The sequence below is a fragment of the Armatimonadota bacterium genome, from assembly GCA_016125185.1.
Lineage (GTDB): Bacteria > Armatimonadota > Fimbriimonadia > Fimbriimonadales > Fimbriimonadaceae > Fimbriimonas.
This window is the reverse complement of the sequence record WGMG01000006.1, coordinates 1,565,919-1,583,449: the sequence shown is the minus strand read 5'-3', so window position 1 is coordinate 1,583,449 and position 17,531 is coordinate 1,565,919. Positions and strand designations below refer to the sequence as shown.

13 protein-coding genes are annotated in these 17,531 nt (G+C 57.4%); 9 read left to right on the top strand and 4 right to left on the bottom strand.

Annotation, left to right across the window (positions count from 1 at the left end; translation table 11 throughout):
* Window positions 1-43 precede the first annotated feature (43 nt).
* Together GC165_15445 and GC165_15440 are read left to right on the top strand one after the other, a co-directional pair.
* A complete protein-coding gene (locus tag GC165_15445; protein ID MBI1334263.1) occupies window positions 44-859 on the top strand; it encodes a tetratricopeptide repeat protein in 816 nt (271 codons plus the stop codon).
* Window positions 860-1,226: 367 nt separating this feature from the next.
* Window positions 1,227-4,784: a hypothetical protein gene (locus GC165_15440; GenBank protein MBI1334262.1), complete on the top strand. Its 3,558-nt coding sequence runs from the start codon at window positions 1,227-1,229 to the stop codon at window positions 4,782-4,784.
* Window positions 4,785-4,856: 72 nt separating this feature from the next.
* On the opposite strand, the gene GC165_15435 is transcribed toward GC165_15440, so the two are convergent.
* Entirely contained in the window at window positions 4,857-5,816 is a 960-nt protein-coding gene (locus tag GC165_15435; protein ID MBI1334261.1) for a PEP-CTERM sorting domain-containing protein, read from the bottom strand.
* Here GC165_15435 and GC165_15430 point away from each other — a divergent pair.
* A complete protein-coding gene (locus GC165_15430) occupies window positions 5,791-6,612 on the top strand; it encodes a hypothetical protein (GenBank protein MBI1334260.1) in 822 nt (273 codons plus the stop codon). The two genes, GC165_15435 and GC165_15430, sit on opposite strands and share 26 nt — an antisense overlap.
* On the opposite strand, the gene GC165_15425 is transcribed toward GC165_15430, so the two are convergent.
* Window positions 6,609-7,904, bottom strand: a complete 1,296-nt coding sequence (locus tag GC165_15425; protein MBI1334259.1) for a hypothetical protein — start codon at window positions 7,902-7,904, stop codon at window positions 6,609-6,611. The two genes, GC165_15430 and GC165_15425, sit on opposite strands and share 4 nt — an antisense overlap.
* Window positions 7,905-8,527: 623 nt before the next feature.
* On the opposite strand from GC165_15425, the gene GC165_15420 reads away from it, so the two are divergent.
* A complete protein-coding gene (locus GC165_15420; GenBank protein MBI1334258.1) occupies window positions 8,528-9,235 on the top strand; it encodes a hypothetical protein in 708 nt (235 codons plus the stop codon).
* Here GC165_15420 and GC165_15415 read toward each other — a convergent pair.
* Both GC165_15415 and GC165_15410 read right to left on the bottom strand, forming a co-directional pair.
* Window positions 9,229-10,458 (bottom strand): pyruvate dehydrogenase complex dihydrolipoamide acetyltransferase, encoded by a 1,230-nt coding sequence (locus GC165_15415; GenBank protein MBI1334257.1) that lies wholly within the window; start codon window positions 10,456-10,458, stop codon window positions 9,229-9,231. The genes GC165_15420 and GC165_15415 overlap by 7 nt on opposite strands.
* Before the next feature lie 20 nt (window positions 10,459-10,478).
* Window positions 10,479-11,630: an ROK family protein gene (locus tag GC165_15410; protein MBI1334256.1), complete on the bottom strand. Its 1,152-nt coding sequence runs from the start codon at window positions 11,628-11,630 to the stop codon at window positions 10,479-10,481.
* Between the two features lie 164 nt (window positions 11,631-11,794).
* On the opposite strand from GC165_15410, the gene GC165_15405 reads away from it, so the two are divergent.
* From GC165_15405 to GC165_15385, 5 genes are read left to right on the top strand one after another with little or no spacing between them, the layout of a single operon-like run.
* Window positions 11,795-12,658 (top strand): AAA domain-containing protein, encoded by an 864-nt coding sequence (locus GC165_15405; protein ID MBI1334255.1) that lies wholly within the window; start codon window positions 11,795-11,797, stop codon window positions 12,656-12,658.
* 4 nt (window positions 12,659-12,662) lie between these two features.
* Window positions 12,663-13,841: a DUF58 domain-containing protein gene (locus tag GC165_15400; GenBank protein ID MBI1334254.1), complete on the top strand. Its 1,179-nt coding sequence runs from the start codon at window positions 12,663-12,665 to the stop codon at window positions 13,839-13,841.
* Complete coding sequence (locus tag GC165_15395; GenBank protein MBI1334253.1) at window positions 13,838-15,940, top strand: hypothetical protein; 2,103 nt, start codon at window positions 13,838-13,840, stop codon at window positions 15,938-15,940. Before GC165_15400 ends, GC165_15395 begins: the two co-directional genes overlap by 4 nt.
* The gene (gene holA, locus GC165_15390) at window positions 15,937-17,001 is read left to right on the top strand and encodes a DNA polymerase III subunit delta (protein ID MBI1334252.1); all 1,065 of its coding nucleotides are present in this window, start codon (window positions 15,937-15,939) and stop codon (window positions 16,999-17,001) included. The genes GC165_15395 and holA overlap by 4 nt, the downstream gene beginning before the upstream one ends.
* Window positions 17,002-17,029: 28 nt before the next feature.
* Window positions 17,030-17,527 (top strand): bifunctional nuclease family protein, encoded by a 498-nt coding sequence (locus GC165_15385; GenBank protein MBI1334251.1) that lies wholly within the window; start codon window positions 17,030-17,032, stop codon window positions 17,525-17,527.
* Window positions 17,528-17,531: the final 4 nt, after the last annotated feature.

Below are 17,531 nucleotides of genomic sequence, written 5' to 3'. Positions count from 1 at the left end.
TTGTCGGCATACCCCCGGTAAAATTCGACTCGGTTAGGCAGCAATGGGAATCGACGTCCGAGAAATATGGAACTTCGACGATCCGGTGGAGAGTGAGCAGAAGTTCCGAGAGGCGCTGCAGACTCGCGACTTTACGCCGAACGAACGGCTTGAGATCTGGGCTCAAATCGCGCGGACCTTCAGTCTGCGGCGGGATCGAGTCAACTGCCATGCGATCCTGAACGAGCATTGGGAGAACGCGATGACTGCGGGCGGACGCCCAAAGGCTTGCTTTGAACTGGAGAAGGGGCGTGGCTTTCGGTCAGGCGGCGAGGGTTTAGCCGCAGTTCCGTTTTTCGAAGCGGCGGCTCAAAGCGAGGTGGACGATCTTCGCATCGACGCTATCCACATGCTGGCGATCGACGCGGAACCGGGCGAGGCGACGCGATTGAACCTGGTTGCCCTGGAGCAGGCGCGGTCATCGAGCCATCCTTGGGCGCAGCGATGGCAGGGAACCCTTTGCAATAATCTTGGTTGGACGGCTTTCGATCTGGGCCGCTACGACGAGGCCATCGTGCGGTTTCAGGACGCGTTGGCGGAACGAGAGAAGTATGGCAATGCCGGGGCGATCCGCATTGCAAAGTGGTGCTTGGCCCGCGCGTACCGGGCGAAGGGCGACCTGGATGAGGCCTTTGCCATACAGAAAGCGCTGAAAGACGCGGGTGGCGACGGGTTCGTCAACGAAGAGTTGGGCGAAATTCTGTTGGAAAAAGGCGACGCGGAAGCGGCAAAGCCATTCTTTCGCGCGGCGGCAGATAAGTTGGAAGGACAGCTCGGTGTGGATTCGGAGCGCATCAAGCGAATGCGTTCGCTGAGTTAGGCAGACATGCGCAGATCGTCTTCGTTGACCTCGGCGAGGGCTCGCGCCAGCTTGCTGAGGACGATCTCGGAAAGCGGATTATCCTCTTCTGGACTTTGGAGGCATCGGAAAAACAGATCGGTCGCTTCTTCGAGCGTTAGCATGAGATACACGGTTCCGTCTTTTGCCATTTCGATCCTTCTCGAACAGAAATAACTTCTGCTCCCTCCACAAACAAAATTCCATACGCGGCCCCAACTCTTTTGTGGAAAAGGAGAACTTTCATAGAAACCTAGTAGGATTCCGGGCGTTAGGACTATGGAAGGGGAGAATCTAGGCTACAATATAGGGAGTAGTTGGGATTTATTCTCATCTCGGAGACGTCCAGATGAAGAACGCCAGGAAGGTCATACGAAGTGCCGCGCTAGTCGCGCCGGTTTGTCTTGCCTCAACTACGCACGCCCAAATTTTACCGCTCAGCGGTTCGTCTGATGCAGTTCAGCCAGACGCGGGCTCCGTTACGATAGGCGGAACGCCAGCCATGGACCTCATTCGGCTGACGCCGGGAGGCACCGGTGCGCCGCTTCGATACGGAAACGTCATCAAGAACAGTGAACTCGTTTTCCTTAACGGGGTTCGCCTGAAGCCGGGACTCGACTACAGCATGGACTACTCCGTTGGAGTGGTCTACATTTCCCGCGCATTCCGCGATGGTGACAGCATCTCGGTTCAATACCGATACGATGCAAAGGCTCCCGTCAACTCGGGTTCGGCGGTTGCTGGTCTGCCAGGAATGAAGTTCAACCTCGTTCCGGGTGGCCTTTCGATGCAACTGAACTTCGGCGAGACGGAGCGAACGGCTGACGGCCGTGTTCTTCGAACCAATATTTGGGGCACAAAGAACAACTTTTCCGGTAGCGGAATGGGGCTTTCGGGTGCCTTCTTCGCCGGAAGCAGCATGAAGCAAGATGTCTTGGGTTCCATGACGTACGATGCTTCGGCGAAAGGCGGGCAATCGGCCAGCACCGAGGGCAGTTCATCGTTCCTCGTCCAGCAGTTTAACTACGCTCTGGGCGGCGGCGCGAAGCTGACGGCCAATATCCAGGACATCAGCAAGAGTTTCTCCGCGTTTAATGCGGTGAAGGATTCTGGCTACACCGACGATCAAGTTGCGGCGTTCAACCGCGAGAAAGGCTTGAAGCGTCAGGGCGTCGGCTTGTCTGACCTCAATCTCGGCGGTCTGAAGTTCTCGGCGGCGCAGAGTTCGGTGATGGACGGCACGGCGGGCATCAAGGCTTCGTCTTACGCAATGAATAACGGTGGCCTGACTTTTTCGCACTCGACCAATGAGGTCGAACGAGGCTTCACACGCTTTAAGGACCTTGGCGTTGCCGACTGGCAAAAGATGTCGCAGTCGCAAGCGATCCGAAATTCAAGCGATGTCGCGAACCTGAAGACGGCTTTCGGTTTGATGTCGTACACAACTTCGACGGTCGAGGACACCGAGAAGACGCTGGCGATCCACCAGTCGAAGATGGGATTCGACAGCACGAAGTTTGGTTTTGAGTACACCACGCAGTCGGTCGATAAGGGATTCAATCGGTTTGAGGCCGATCGAGCGGCTTTCGGACTGGAAGCAGGTCTGAAGCGGCAAAGCTTCAACCTGACGAAGGGCATTGTCGGCAAGGACATGAACCTGACCTTTGCTCAGAGCACGGTCGGAGACACCAGCGGTGGACTGGACAAGCATGACATCGGTCTGAAGGGCAAGACTTGGAGCCTGGAGTCGTCCTCGATTTCGGCCGACACTGGATTTAACCGCTTTAGCTCGCTGAACGCAGCCGAAACGGACGCGAACATCAAGGCGATTGGCGACATGTACAAGGGTGCCGCCGTCAACGCCGGAGCCGAGCGAGGAAACTTTGGCCGGTCGGCGGGAATTTCACGCGACAACACGACTTTCAATCTCCAACCGGGCAAGGACAAGTCGCTGACGATCTCGTCGACGTCGCTGAGCGGCGCGAATGATCATGGCGGCCTGGATACCTTGGATTACTCGGCCAAGGGCCTGAAGTTCAATCTTCGCAAGCTTAACCTCGGAAGTAAGTTCACGGAAGTGACGAGCCTGATGGGCTTCGAACAGAACATCCTCGGCTCCGTCGCGGGTCTGAGCCGAACCGATCTCGGCATGAACTTCGATATGGGCAAGAAGGGCAAACTCGATGCGAGCATCCTGACGGCCAAGTACGGACAGTCCGGCCTGGATCGAACCAAGCTGTCCTATAGTGGCCAGGGGATCGAGGCTACGTACAACCAACGAAATGTTGGTCAGGATTTTGGCATTGCCGGTCAGCTAGTTGACCCGGAGAAGGCGATGCTTGCTTCGCTTGTCGGCTTCAAGGAGACCGATGCGAGCCTGAAGTTTGCGCCGTTGAAGAACATGAAGCTCGAATACACGAATTCGAGCGCCTTCAACGATTCGACGACCGAATTGAAGGAGAACGATCTTCTTAACCTCGGTTTGAATCTGGATAAGAACACGCAATTCGGATTTACGCAGGTCAACCAGGTCGATCGAACGTCGAACAGCACGATTTTGGCGGCTTCGTTGGAGCGCATGTACATCACGCGCAAGTTCGGCACGTCCTCGCTGTCCTTTACGAAGGAGAAGCAGCAGTACGACGGCACCAACGCGACGCCAGACTACGATAAGACCTCCATCGCACTGGAAACGAAGATCGATAAGAACACATCGTTCCGAACCGAGCAGACGAAAACCAACTTTAGTGACGGCAACAAGGAAGACGTTAACTCGAACACGATCAGCACTCAGCTTTCGAAGAATGTAGGCGTGAGCGTGACGGACACGAGTATCGACCGAAGCGGCGATAGCAACGACGAGACAAAGCGAAACTACGGCTTCTGGTGGGATTTCGGTAAGGGTGTGCGGATGAGCTACGGCTATGTTCGCCAACTGACCGGCGAGACGTCGGGCTTTGCCAGCACCGGATTTGCCTTCGGCAACAATCCGGCGGCCTACAAGCCGGGACAAGCTCTGACGGCAGTGACCGGCGCGGATCTGAACGGTACGACGTTTGGATACGCGAACTCGGCGAACACCTGGGACGACCAGATTGGTCGAACCCAAGCATTCTCGAGCTTCGCGCTGGCGACCAACAAGCCGTTCGAACTGGGCTTTTTCCAAGCCTGTAAGCTGAACGTTAATACTTACATGTCATCGGACAACAGCCGATGGCTGAAGGAAGACGTGGCGTCCTCGTTCGAGTCGCACGTTGGTAAGTACGGCGTCGGCTATCAGTACCGAGGTCAGGTGGACCAACAAGGTCAGCGGGCGATCGACCGAACGTATCAGGTCAAGACGGACTTTACAAACAAGGCTCCGCTCTCGGCTTCGTTCACGTACAAGCAGCGACTTCTGCCGGACAACAAGGAATACGCGATCCGCGACTACCAAGTGAAGTGGCAGGTTTCGCCGGGATTCCAGTTGACGAATACGATTCAGACGAATCCAGAAGGGCCGTACAACCCGAACATCGTTTTGGGTACGACTCCGATGGCGCAGCGACGAAACATCTGGCGAGCGGACTACTCGGCGGGTAAGAATTTCACGTTTGGCGGTCAGTTCGACGAAATGCGAGATGACACGCTGTTTACGACGCGACGAACGTCGGGCATCAACATGTCGCTGTTCAAGGCGTCAGGTTCGCCGGTTTCGCTGTTCTATGGTATCGAGCAGAACGATAGCACCGCCGGTCGAAATTCGTATGTGAAGTTCGGTTTCAGCTTCGACCAGAAGCCTTCCACCAACCAGGTGTTCAGCTTCTCGGTGGGCAACCAGGGCTGGTTGCAGAACACGGACAAGACGCTGGCCGGAACCAACGACTGGGTCGCGCGACTGAACTACCAGTGGCGTATCGGCAAGTAAGCCATTAGGCTTTCGGAAAAAAGTAAGGGCGACCCGATGTGGGCCGCCCTTACTTCTTTTTGGAGGTGGGGACTAGGATGCCTTGTTGCGGCGTCGTCGCACGAGCGCGAGCGCGCCGATGCCGAGAACGGCGAGCGATGCGGGTTCAGGAACCGGAGCAATCGTGACTCGGGCCAAATTCTGGTCCTGAGTCCATGCCGGCATCTGCTGCCAGCTGTCGCCGACATTGGGGATGATTCCTGCGTGGTGGCGGATGAGATTGCTATCGGTGTCGGCCGGATTGCCAGAGCCGCCGAGGAAGCCGAGATCAGCGGCGTTCTGAGTGTTCAGTTCAGTGCCAGCGTCCCAAGCGTCGGCACCCTTCGCCAGGTACATGCCGCCAACTGCGGTCATGCCCGAGTACAGGTTGAGCGCGCCGTCGCCAGCTCCGATACCCAGCCATCCGTCGTTGGTTTTGCCTAACATCATCGCGAACGAGAACCACGGGTGGTCTGAGTCGGTCGAAATGGTGAAGGATCGGATGTCACCGGTACCCAGCGGGCCACCAGCGACTTTGCCCCAGCCACCAATGTCGGAGCCTGCGGCTGCGACGATCGATTCCATCGCGGACGTGTCGCCGCCTTCGGCGATCTTCTTGATGCCCAGCGAAGCCGTTTGCCCCTCGGTGAAAATGTCGAACGAAGAATTATGCGCAATGCCTATCATCGGGCTGAGCGGCTGAGGGCCGAGATTCTCGACCGTGACCGTAAACATATCGGCCGATGCGACCGGTACGAGCCCAAAAACGACGACGCCAAGTGCTACGTGCACAAATGGTGTTTTCATGTTTTCTCCTCTGAAAGTCCGGTGGCCACGGGACATAACCACAATGCACGAAAGTACCGGATCGTTCCAACAAAACCGAAAAAAAGAATCGAGTAGGCTATTGGACGTGACTTCCGAGCGGTGTTCTTTAGCCGGTTTCGACGGCTGTATCGTCCTACGAACGGGCGATTTGAAGATGGTTGTGACGACCGAGGTTGGCCCTCGCATTCTCTATTTCGGCCGGGAAGGCGGGCCAAACATGCTGTTGGTCCGCAAGGAGCACGCAGGACATAAAGGCGGACCCTATCGATCATATGGTGGGCATCGGCTGTGGATCGGGCCGGAGGACAAGCGGAAGACTTGTACGTCCGACTCCTTTCCGGTCGAGATCGAGGAAGTGACGAAGAAAGGGAAGCGGTTTCTTCGACTTTCTAGTCCGGTTGACGAGTTCCACATCCAGAAGACGATAGAGATTTATGTGGGTGACGGATATTTCGAGATCGGTCACGTGGTTACGAATCGCGGTGTATACGAAGCGACGCTGGCCCCGTGGGCGATTACGGTGATGGAACCCGGTGGGGAATGCCTGATTCCGCATAACCCGACGCGGCCGCAGGCGGACGATAACCTTCTGCCCATCCAGAACATCGCATTGTGGGGCTATACGGAGATGACTGACCCACGGTACACCTGGGGCCGCAAGGTCATTCGACTTCGCTCAACCGATGACCCGAATCCAACGAAGTTCGGTGCATTCGTGACGGCGGGCTTGGCGGCTTACTCAAATCTTTGCTTCACCTTTGTGAAGCGGTTCTATACCTATCATGGTGAATCGTTGCCGGATCGCGGATGCAACTTCGAGAGCTACACCAAGGCGGGGATGCTGGAAGTCGAATCCTTGGCCCCGCTGCAGACGATCTTGCCGGGCAAATCGTCCGATACCCATGTCGAGCGATGGAGCTTGGTCGAAGGAACCGCTCCGACGGGAGACGACGAGGCGTACGCCTGGCTGTTGAATCTTTAGACCAGGACTCGGCTCTGCTGGCGTTGGAGGCGGGCGGTGATGGACATTCCGATGGAACGCCGCCGCTGGAAGAAGCCGCCCCATTCGGCGCGGGCGCGCTCGTACTGGCCCAACGCGGCCGTGACTTCGCTCTGGGTTTCCTGGATGTAGAGCGCGCTGATTTTGCGACCGAAGCGTCGGAAGATATCTCTTGCCTCGCCGAGCGACCGCTGAGCCGCATATGCGTTGTGCTCCAGCAGGTGCATTTTGGCCTGCACATTATGGTAGGTTATCAGGTGCCCACCGTCCAGACTTGGGACGATCAGCTTGGCTGCCTCCTCGCACGCCTCTCGGCACGCGCCACGATCGCCATAGTCCGAAGCAAAATAGCCTGAGTTCAGCCAGAAGTTTAGTTGATGATTGCGTGGGGATTCGTGAAGTCGGGTGATCGCTTTACTGCGGGCTTCGATGGCTTCGGCGAAGAGTCCTTTGTTCCAAAACAGACACATGTCGATGTGGTCGATGTTGTAGGCGAGGTTCGTTTCGAGAAGTCGACGACGAGCGGCGGCGATCTCTTTGTCGTCGTTTCGTTCGATGCCCGCGTAGTAGCGGAGGCTTGCGGCTTGGGCCAGGACTTCGGGTCTTTGCGTGGACTGTTCGGCCAGTTTGGCCTGCCGAACGGACTCCTCGATATGCCCGTTTCGATAACTCATCCAAGCGCAGGCGATGCGAAACTCGGCGGCGAAAGGAGAGGCCGTTTGAAGGGGCCGAAGAATGGATGCAAGGTCGTAAAACTCTTGAACACTGAACGAATCGGCCAGATCGTAGGCCGAGACGAATAAGCCGCGGGCGGCATCGACGTCGTCTTTGGCGACTTGCTCAATGGAATGGATGAGACCAGCCATCGGCGATACGGCTGAGCGCGCGGCGGCGGTTCTCCGACGTCGGCGTATCTCATCGATCCACGGATGCTCGATCCAGGGAATGATTTCACAGAGGTCGGCAGCTTCACCTTCCTCGATTTCGAGGCTCCACTTGCCAGGGCTCAGCCGGATGAATCGCGGGTGGACTTCGAGTTCGTCGTCGCCGATCCAATTTCGGAGGCGAAGAATGCATTGGCGAAGGGCGTTCATTCTCTTGGCTTGGTCGCCAGTGGGAAAAAGCTTGGCGGCAACTTCGCTTCGGGCCGACCAACGGGTTCCCTCATGGGCAAGACCCCAAAGCAGAATCAGGGCTGACTCGCATGGCCACGGGCCAATTTGAACGCCGTCCCTGAGGACCTCGCACGTATGGCCGAGCCGAATCGTCAGCATTTAGACAGTCTAATACGAAAAGATGCGATGTATGAATTTCGTCACGCTTGTGTCACGGTGCGTGGGGCATTTTCTGAGGGCTCTTCCTCGTTTTGCTCGGCGGGTCTTCGACTTCGCTCCTCGGACTCTTTATTGTTTTGAACACCAAACCCAGCCCTTCGAGTCGTTTTACGACTCTTCAAACTGGGCTAACTTAGAACGGGCCTACAGTCCTAAATCAGTTGCAAATTGAATACTGCACGTCAAAAACAAGAACAGGGAATACGCGCCAAAACGACTTCTTGCCGAGTGTGACGCGAGATGTGTTCCGCCATCTAGAAATTCGGAAAGTCGCCTTCAGACGAGGATTCGTGATATGCTAACACCATAAACGCCAAGGATTGGCGTCGAAACATCGCACGGAGAGCGAGATGAATTCGGATAGTTTTGAACCGACATATGCGCGGGGGTCCTTCCCCAAGGGCGGTATTCATTCCGTCATCACGAGCCGCACCAGGAGACTCCGTCCGGAAGAGCCAAAGACCCACCTCGAGAGACTCGGTGCAAAGGTTGTTGCGGGCGAAATCAATATGACTTATCTCTGGGCGGCTTCCGGGATACTCTTCGTCATTACACTTGCAACGTTGGGTCTTGGAAGCTTCCTTTTTCTCCCGATGGTGGCCTTTGCTGGAGTTGCACACTTCTCGCAGAGGCTTTGGGGACGCCGAGGCGACCCGAATCGGCCCGACCGATTGGTGATTAAGGTCGACGACGTAGATCACTTTCTCGAAACGGTTAGCGGTGGAAAGTCGGTAATGGTTTACGCCGAGGCTCTGGCTGCCGTCATGCGGGCACGTCTGGAATCCGACGAATACCAAGAAATGTCGGTCATGCTGAAGGATCTGCTTCACGCTGAGATCGAGGCCAAGGCCAAACGAGCCGACCTCCAAAGCGAACTCGATCGCTTGGCGGGCCACGATCCGAAAGGGCCGTTGGAAGAAAAACGATCCGAGTTGCGACAGACGACCAATCTGGCGACCCGGCAGTATATCGAGAAGAATATTTCGGTTTTGGAGAAGCAGTTGTTGAGGCGAGAGCATTTGCGAAGCCACATCCAGCAGTTGGCGGCTCAGGAGGCGCTCGCTATCGAACTGATGCGGTCGATGGGCGAATGCACCATGCAGATCGACAAGAATCCTTATCTGGCGATTTCGCCCATTCTGGAGAGCGCCCGCAATCTGGTCCACGCCATGGACCATGAGGTGCTGGCGGTCGAAAGCGCCATCGTTGAGATGGAAGTTTCGCCAGTCAAGATCGCGGTTGCAAACGAGTCGATCGATCTGCGCTACTGAAGCAGACGCGTCGGGTTCTCAAGGTAGCTCTTGATCACGTTGATGAACTTGGCGCCGATTGCGCCGTCGGCCACTCGGTGATCGAACGAGCCGGTGATGTTCATCTTGCTTCGAACCTCGATTTCGCCTTCGTCGTTCACCACCACTCGCTTGCGCACCGACGCGATGGCGACGATGGCGGCGTTGGGCTGATTGACGATAGCGAGGAAGTTGTCGACATCAAGCATTCCCATATTCGAGATGCTGAAGGTCGAACCAGAAAGCTCGTCCATCGACAGCTTATTGTCCTTGGCGCGCTTGGCGAGATCGCGTACTTCGGCATTAATCTGGCGAAGCGGTTTAAGGTCGACGTTCTTAACGACGGGGACCGTGAGACCATCTTCCAGCGCTACCGCGATTCCGATGTGCACGCCTCCATGAATCAGAAGCTTGTCGCCTTGGAAGGCCGCGTTCACCTGAGGCATGTCGCGCAGGGCGAGGGCCGAGGCCTTCACCACGAAGTCATTGATGGAAACCTTGCCGCTCTCCTCTTCTTCGAACATTTCGCGAAGGGCGAGAATCTTCTCGACGTCGACCTCGACAGTGACGTAGAAGTGGGGAACCTGCTGTTTGCTCTCCTGGGTTCGCTTGGCGGTGATTTGGCGAATCTTGTTGAGCGGGAATGTCGTGTCTTCGGCAGATGCGGCAATCGGAGCGAATGCCGGCGCCTTGGTGGCGGCGGGAGCCGGAGCGGAGCCGGGAGTCGCGCCCAAAACGTCCTTCTGCACGATGCGGCCGTCGGGACCGGAACCGGTGATACCGGCAAGATCGATGCCTCGATCCCTGGCGATCTTTTTGGCCAGCGGAGAAGCCTTAATGCGCTCGGAAACTGCCGTGGTGGCGACCGGAGCAGAAGCAGTCGCAGGAGCCTCAGCAACGGGAGCGGCTTCGGCGGCGGGTGCAGCCGGAGTCGAAGAGCCCGAGCCCCAACCGGACGGAAGCGACTCGCCATCCTTTAGAATGGCGGCGATGGCCTTGCCGACGGGTACAGTGCCGCCCGCTTGGAGCAAGATGCCGGTCAGGACGCCGCTCGCGGGAGCTTCCAGTTCGAGCGTCGCCTTGTCGGTCTGGATCGTACCGATCACTTCGCCCGACTTCACCTTCTCGCCGTCTTTCTTCAGCCACTCGTTGAGCGTGCCTTCTTCCATTCCGTCGCCCATCTTGGGCATGATCACTTCGGTCATGTGCTTGTCCTAGATTACCTTTAGTAGTCCCTGCCTTGGTGCGAGGAACCGGTATTCCACTTAAGTCCCTCGAGGGCCAGGGCGGCGCCGCCGAGCATGCCGGCGTCTTCGATGTGTTTTGCAGCGACGATGGTGCAGTCATTGAAGAGGGATGAAATCGCGTTGTTTCGGGCGGAAACTACGGCGGGCTCCATGATCCATTTGCCTGCCTTGCTCACCTGACCGCCGATGACGAGAATCTCCGGCGCGAAGGTGTTGATGGCGTTGGCGATGCCGACACCGAGGAAGGTGCCGATCTCACGGAAGACTTCTTGGGCGACGACATCGCCTTGGTCGCAGGCTTCCGAGATGAGGCGCGGAGTGATGCGGCTGAAATCGCCTTCCACCAGGTCGGTCATCAGGCTTTCGCGGCCCCGCTGAAGCTTGTATTGGGCGCGACGGATGATTGCGTCACGCTGGCAGTAGGCTTCGAGGGTGCCATAGGTCCCGGCAGTGCAGTCCAATCCGTCGGCGTTGATGATCGTGTGTCCGAGTTCCGCACCGCCATGGTTTCCACCAACGACGACGAGTGGACCGCGGGCATCGCCCAGGACCGACTCGGGAGAAAGGATGATGCCGCTGCCGATGCCGGTGCCAAGGGTGAACATGACAAACGCCTTGGCGCTGTTATTGCCCGTGCCGAAGCGGTATTCGCCTAGGGCGGCCATGTTGGCGTCGTTGTCCATAAACATCGGCAGATCGACGAGCTTGGAGAGCGGTTCGCGGACGGGAACATCCTTCCACGGTTCGAATACGCCGTTGATCTCCTTGCCAAAGTTGGGCGACCAGCGGACGATGCCGTGTTTGTGGTCAACGTGCCCAGGAATGGCGAGTCCGAATGCTTTGGGCGGCGACTCGGCGCTGGCGATGGCCTGCTGGATTGTGGCGGCGACGGCGTCGATGACGGCGACGACCCCATCCTGTCCCCGCGAGGGGTTTTCAAACTTGCGACCGGCTGGCTCTCCGTTCTCGTAATACGCACAAGCCCGGACATTGGTCCCGCCTAAATCCACACCGACAACACAATCTGGCACGCGGAAAAGTTTAGCATTTTGAGGCCGGAGCGGGCACGAAGTCTCGGCAATGGAGAACGTTTGACGGGCACCTATTGGACAAAAAACTCGTAGTTGTATCCTTAGTAGGCATAACGGTGTCTAAATTTAGAACGTAATCATTCACAAGCAAGATTACGGAGAGGTACCAGGGGTTCGTGGCGAATCAAAGAATAGGGGATGTTGCTCGTCGGATTGTCAATGAAGTTGAACGCGCGGTCGTGGGTAAGCGCGACGCGGTCGAAATGGCCGTCGTCACCTTGCTCTGCGAAGGCCATCTGCTGATCGAGGACGTTCCAGGCGTCGGTAAGACCACGCTGGCGAAGGCGTTGGCGATCACGATCGGTGGAGACTTCCGCCGAGTTCAGTTTACGCCCGACCTTTTGCCCGCGGACATCACGGGAAGTTCGATTTATAACCAACGCGACGCCGAGTTTTCGTTCCGCCCAGGACCGCTGTTCGCGAACGTGGTGTTGGCCGACGAAATCAATCGTGCGACGCCGAAGACCCAGTCCGCGCTCTTGGAAGCGATGGAAGAAGGACAGGTCTCAACCGACGGCGAAACGCGCCGACTGCCGCGACCATTCTTCGTCATCGCGACCCAGAACTCGGTGGAGATGACGGGCACCTTCCCGCTCCCGGAAGCCCAGCTCGACCGGTTTTTCGCGCGAATATCGCTTGGCTATCCCGACCGCGACGCGGAAAGGCAGGTCCTCACCGACCAACAGGTTTCTCGACCCATCGACCACTTGCAGGCCGTGATCTCGCAGGATGAACTGCGAGAGACTCAGAACGACATTCGCGACACGTTCGTCCACGACATGATCAAGGACTACATCGTCGACATCGTTCGAGCCACGCGAACCTCGAACCAGTTGGTTCTTGGCGCTTCGCCGCGTGCCACCCTCCACCTGATGCGGGCGAGCCAAGCCAAAGCCGCCATCAGCGGTTCGAACACGGTTCGACCGGACGATGTAAAGCAGGTGGCTCCATTTGTTCTCGGACATCGCGTGATGACCCGGGCCGAGCTCCGCTCGAAAGGCTTCGACTCCAGCGACGTGGTCAGCCAGATCGTCGATACGGTGACGGCGCCATTGCCGGTGGGGTAGTTCGTTGCGAAAGGTTGCAGGTACAGCGCTCACGGTTTGCTCCCTCTTTTTAGGGGTCGTCGCGGTGCTGATCAACGCGCCGTCGCTGTTCTATATGAGCTTTGCGCTCATCGCAACAATCATCGCCTGCAACCTGCAATCCATCTTGGCGACACGAGCCCTTCGCATTGAACGGATCGCGCCGAAGAGCGTGCACGTTGGCGAATTGGTGACCATTGAGGTCGTTTTGTGGAGCGAGCGCAAGATCAAGCGCCCTTTGGTAACGGTCGAGGACCATTTGCCAGATCGACTGAAGAGTTCGGAAGTCGGGCCGAGTCTGCCTGTGGCTCCGGCCTTCGACTTACCAGTGCGAACGATTTACCAATTTCGGCCCTTGAAACGCGGGCGCTTCCGCTGGAAGAACATCAAGGTGACGGCGACGGATGCGCTCGGCCTAACTACGCGAACCGTCAACTACGAGACCGAGCCGACCGAGATCATCGTGGTTCCAACGCCGATTCCGGTTTCCGTTGAGCTTCCAAGTTCAGCGGGTTGGGGCATCAACGAGGCGATGAGCGGCCAGGCGTCGGGCGCAGGTATCGAGCCACGCGGCATTCGCGAGTATGTGTCAGGTGACTCGCTCCGCCACGTTCACTGGCGAAGCAGTGCCCGCACAGGAACATTGCAGGTGAAGGAGTTTCAGGCCGGGTCGCAAGGGGCGGCGGCGTTTCTACTTCAGCGGACGCGTGGCACCGACGTGGGCAAAGGCAACGTCACGAGTTTTGACGCGATGGCGGGACATGCGCTCTACCTGACCGAACAGCTTTTGCGGCAGGGCGTGAAGATCAGCTTCCCTCAGTTTGAAGAGAAATCCTCGGTTCGAGGCGAGGCCGAGCGCCGCGAAGACATTGCGCTCGCGCTGGGAACCGCGATGGCGGACGAGATCGACACGATCGGCGGCGACCTTTTGGATGCGACCGCGCAAGTTGATGCCGGAACGACTTTTTACGTGATGGCGGCCATCGACGATGGCTCGCTGTTGACGGCCCTCGACCGAGTCCGCGGCCGGTATCCGGTCGTGGTCCTGACCTACGATGCGACGGCGTTCGACCCGAAACGAGTGAGCGAATCGGCCTCGCTGATGAACGAAAGCTACCGCCAGCGAGGCGCATTGGTTTTGCAGATGCCGGAGGTTGGTCAGTGAAGGCGAACGCTTGGCAAGACACCAGCAAGGCGAACTGGATCGACTACCTTTTGTGCTGGCTGACCAGCGTATTTGCCGTGTTCTCGTGCGGCCAAGCCGTGGCGTCGAATTATGTGTCGCTGGTCGGCGTGGTCGGCGTGTCGATCGGCGTGCTTTTGAGCTTCCTCATTCGGTCGAAGTTCGAGAAGTTCTGGTTCGTAAAGATCGACGGCATCCTCTACGCTGTCGTGGCCTGGGGGGCGGTGGTCGCGGCCAGAAGTATCAACATCAGCATCTTTCCAGAGGACACCTTTCCGCCTGAGCTTGCTCCGTCGTCATGGCTCCTCTGGATGACCATCTTCGGTTCTTTTTTCTGCTGGCGGGACGGGACCATCGTCTTCCAGTCCATTCCGGCGGTCGCCATCTTCGGGTTTGTCGGGTGTTACGACACGTTCCGATACGTCGTCTTTTTCTTCTTCCTATTCCTGATCTGCTTCGCGACGCTGTTTGCTCGCGCCCATGGGCGAGACATGCAGAATCGGGCCGTCGATTCGGGATTCTTCCGACTTGGGCAAGGGATGCACCTCTCACCTTCCGAGCAATCGATGTCCCTTCGCGAAGGGCCTTGGCGATGGGCAGCGGGGGCCGAGTGGGCCCTGGGAAGCGCTCTTGTCATCGTCGTTTTGAGTCTGCTTGGTGCGCCGGTCATCCAAGCGACGGCAAAGCCGCTGGCCGGCATTGTGAGCGTTCGATCTCCTCGCTTGCGGACACCAAACAACACGTCGTCTTCGCAAGAGATTCCGAATTCTACCGCGGTGGGCACCGGACCAGTCTCGCTGAGCGACACCCCTTACTTTGAACTGCGGGGAGACATCCCGGACTACCTGCGGGTAGCGACTTACAACCTGTGGTCGGGCAAATCTTGGTCGAATCGCGACCCGGGGGGCGGAACCTTCGTCGACCGAATTTCGGGCGGATATCTGGAGCCTGAACCTCAACCAGCGGCCGAACACTTTAAGTATCCAAACAAGAAATCGGGCCAGTATTGGGACGATTACCGTAGCCAAGTGCTGAAGATCACGGCCCTGCTGCCTACTCGGGAAATCTTGCAAGCGGGGAACGATCCCAACTTCTCCTGTGGGCGCCCCATCGATAATTCGACGATCAACATGCAGTTGAATTCGGCGGATCGCTACGATGGCACGCTGACATATGACAAGGTTCCCGAACTGAAAAGTGGCTCGTCAGTCCCGGATGTGATCGATACATGGCTGAATTCTTATTTCGATCCGACCCCGCCCTCGGGCGGCATTCGCGACCTAACCGCCCAGGTGACAAAGGGGCTGCATGGCGACTTAGATAAGGCGATGGCGATCCAGCACGAGATTTCGTCGCGCATCAAATATAACATGCGCGCCGAGGCGACGCCGAGCGATCAGGACGCGGCAGAGTACGCGCTGTTCAAGAGCCACGAAGGTTATTGCGATATTTTTGCTACCGCCATGGTCGAGATGGCGCGGTCGGCTCGCATTCCGGCTCGGTATTGCGTCGGTTATCTGGTCGATCCGGTTAACCGCAATTCGCAGGGAACGCAGACGCTGTTGGAAAGCGACCGCCACGCGTGGGCGGAACTGTATTTCGAGGATATTGGCTGGGTGCCGTTCGATGCAACTGCAGGAGCCGAAGTAGTACCGGGCGGCGGCCCAAAGGACAACAAGCCGACGGATACCGCCGCGATCTTGCGAACGATAGGCATGGTTTTGAACTTCCTGATCATCGGTGCGATCGTGACCGGCATCGTGGTGTTCATCCGCATGCGGCGGTTACCCAAGACCGCGTCCATGATTCGAAATGAGCTCGACCTGGAGTATGTGAAGTTTATCGCCGCGATTTGGAAATACACAGGGCACCGACGCCTCTTGAGTGAAACGACGAACGAGTACCTGCGGCGAGTTGGCGACCAGCTTGGTGAACTGAAGGAGTCGGCGTTCGAGATCGGCACGACTTTTACGAATGTGATGTTCGGTCCGATTGAAGTGAACCAAACGGATGTTGAAAGCGCTCGCACTTCCGTGCAAGACTTTAGGAATCGGCTGATCAAGATGCCGAAATCCGCATGAGTTTCAACGTAGCCAAAGCCGTCCAAAGTCGCGTCGTCCTCCTTTCGGGGAACGAGCCTGTTCTTCTACGCGCGGCCATCGACGACATGTTGGAGCATGCTGGACTGCAAAAAGACGACTATGACCTGGAAGAGTTTCAGGCCGATAGCTCACAACCTGGCGACTGGCTGGCCTCGGTTGGGACTTTCCCCTTTTTGGCATCAAAGCGTACAGTCATTGTCCGCAACGCCCAGAAACTGAAGGCCGACGATATTCCGACCGCGCCGTTGCAGGCTCTGCCCGAAACGGCGCTTCTGATTTTGGTTCACAGCAACGAAGGCGAGGATCAGCGGCAGGCCGGTGGCAGCCGCAAGGCATCGCTGGAAAGGCTCGTGACTTCAGCGGGGGGGACCGTGGCGAAGTTTGACGCCGACCCCAAAAAGACGTCGGACATGCTTCGACAGGAGATTCTGAAGCGCGGGCGAAAGATTCAGCCGGGGACCCTCGACCTGTTGGTGGAAATGACTGGCGGAAGCTATTCCTACGCAATGGAAGAGCTCGACAAGGTCTTTTTGTACAGCGAGGAGGAGACGATCTCGGAACACTCGATCAAGTCGGTCGTCGTCGCATCGCGCGAGTGGAACGTGTGGCGAATGATCGACGCTCTCACATCGGGCAACGTGCAGGAATCTCTGCGTCAGTTGCAGATCGTGGTGGGGAGCAAAAATAAGGTCGAAGACGTGGTCTTCTCTCAGCTTTTTCCGCTCATCTCGCGGCAACTCAAACTGCTTTATCAGGGTCGAGTCTGCGTGGAGAGTGGGTGCCGACCGGAGTCGGCCCCGAGCGAGGTCCGCGCCCAGTTCCCGTCGAAGCCGAACTTGGGCTCCGAGCGGCCCTTCGTGCAGGGCTCGGTGATGCGCGCGGCCCAGAATCTTTCGCTTGGGCAGGTCGTCGAAGCGATGGAGCACTTATCGAAGGCGGACGCCGCCCTGAAGGGGCTCGGAACCTCCTTAAGCCCCATGGACACGATTGAACGGCTAGTTTTTGATTTAAGCAATACACTCCGAGCAAAAAGAGCATAAAATAGGAGAAGCTACCTGGGAGAGAACAATGTCTGAAGAATTCGATGGTTCTATGGATGAGAGACTGCACCAGCCTCCGGCGTTTTTTCCCGAGGAGGAGTTCGACGACATCGACATGGATGACATGGAGCCAGTCGAAGTTCAGATCGAAGGTATCTATGAGATGGATGTCGACCGACATCCGCATCGATTTATCTTCCTGACGGACGGCGAGAAGCGACTGCCGATCAGCATCGGTTTTCCCGAAGCCAAGGCGATCCTCGATCCGTTGGAACAGGAAACTCCGGATCGTCCCATGACCCACGACCTGCTGAAGACTTCCATCGAAAAGCTCGGCGCGACGGTTGAACGGGTTGTCATCGACGATCTTTGGCGAGACATTTACTACGCCAAAATCCATATGCGCCAGGGTGGAAACGAAGTCATTCTCGACTCCCGCCCGTCGGACGCCATTGCGCTTGCAGTGCGCTTCCAAGTCCCGATCTTTGTTCAATCGAAAGTGTTCGAATTGGCCCATCGAGACTGAGTAA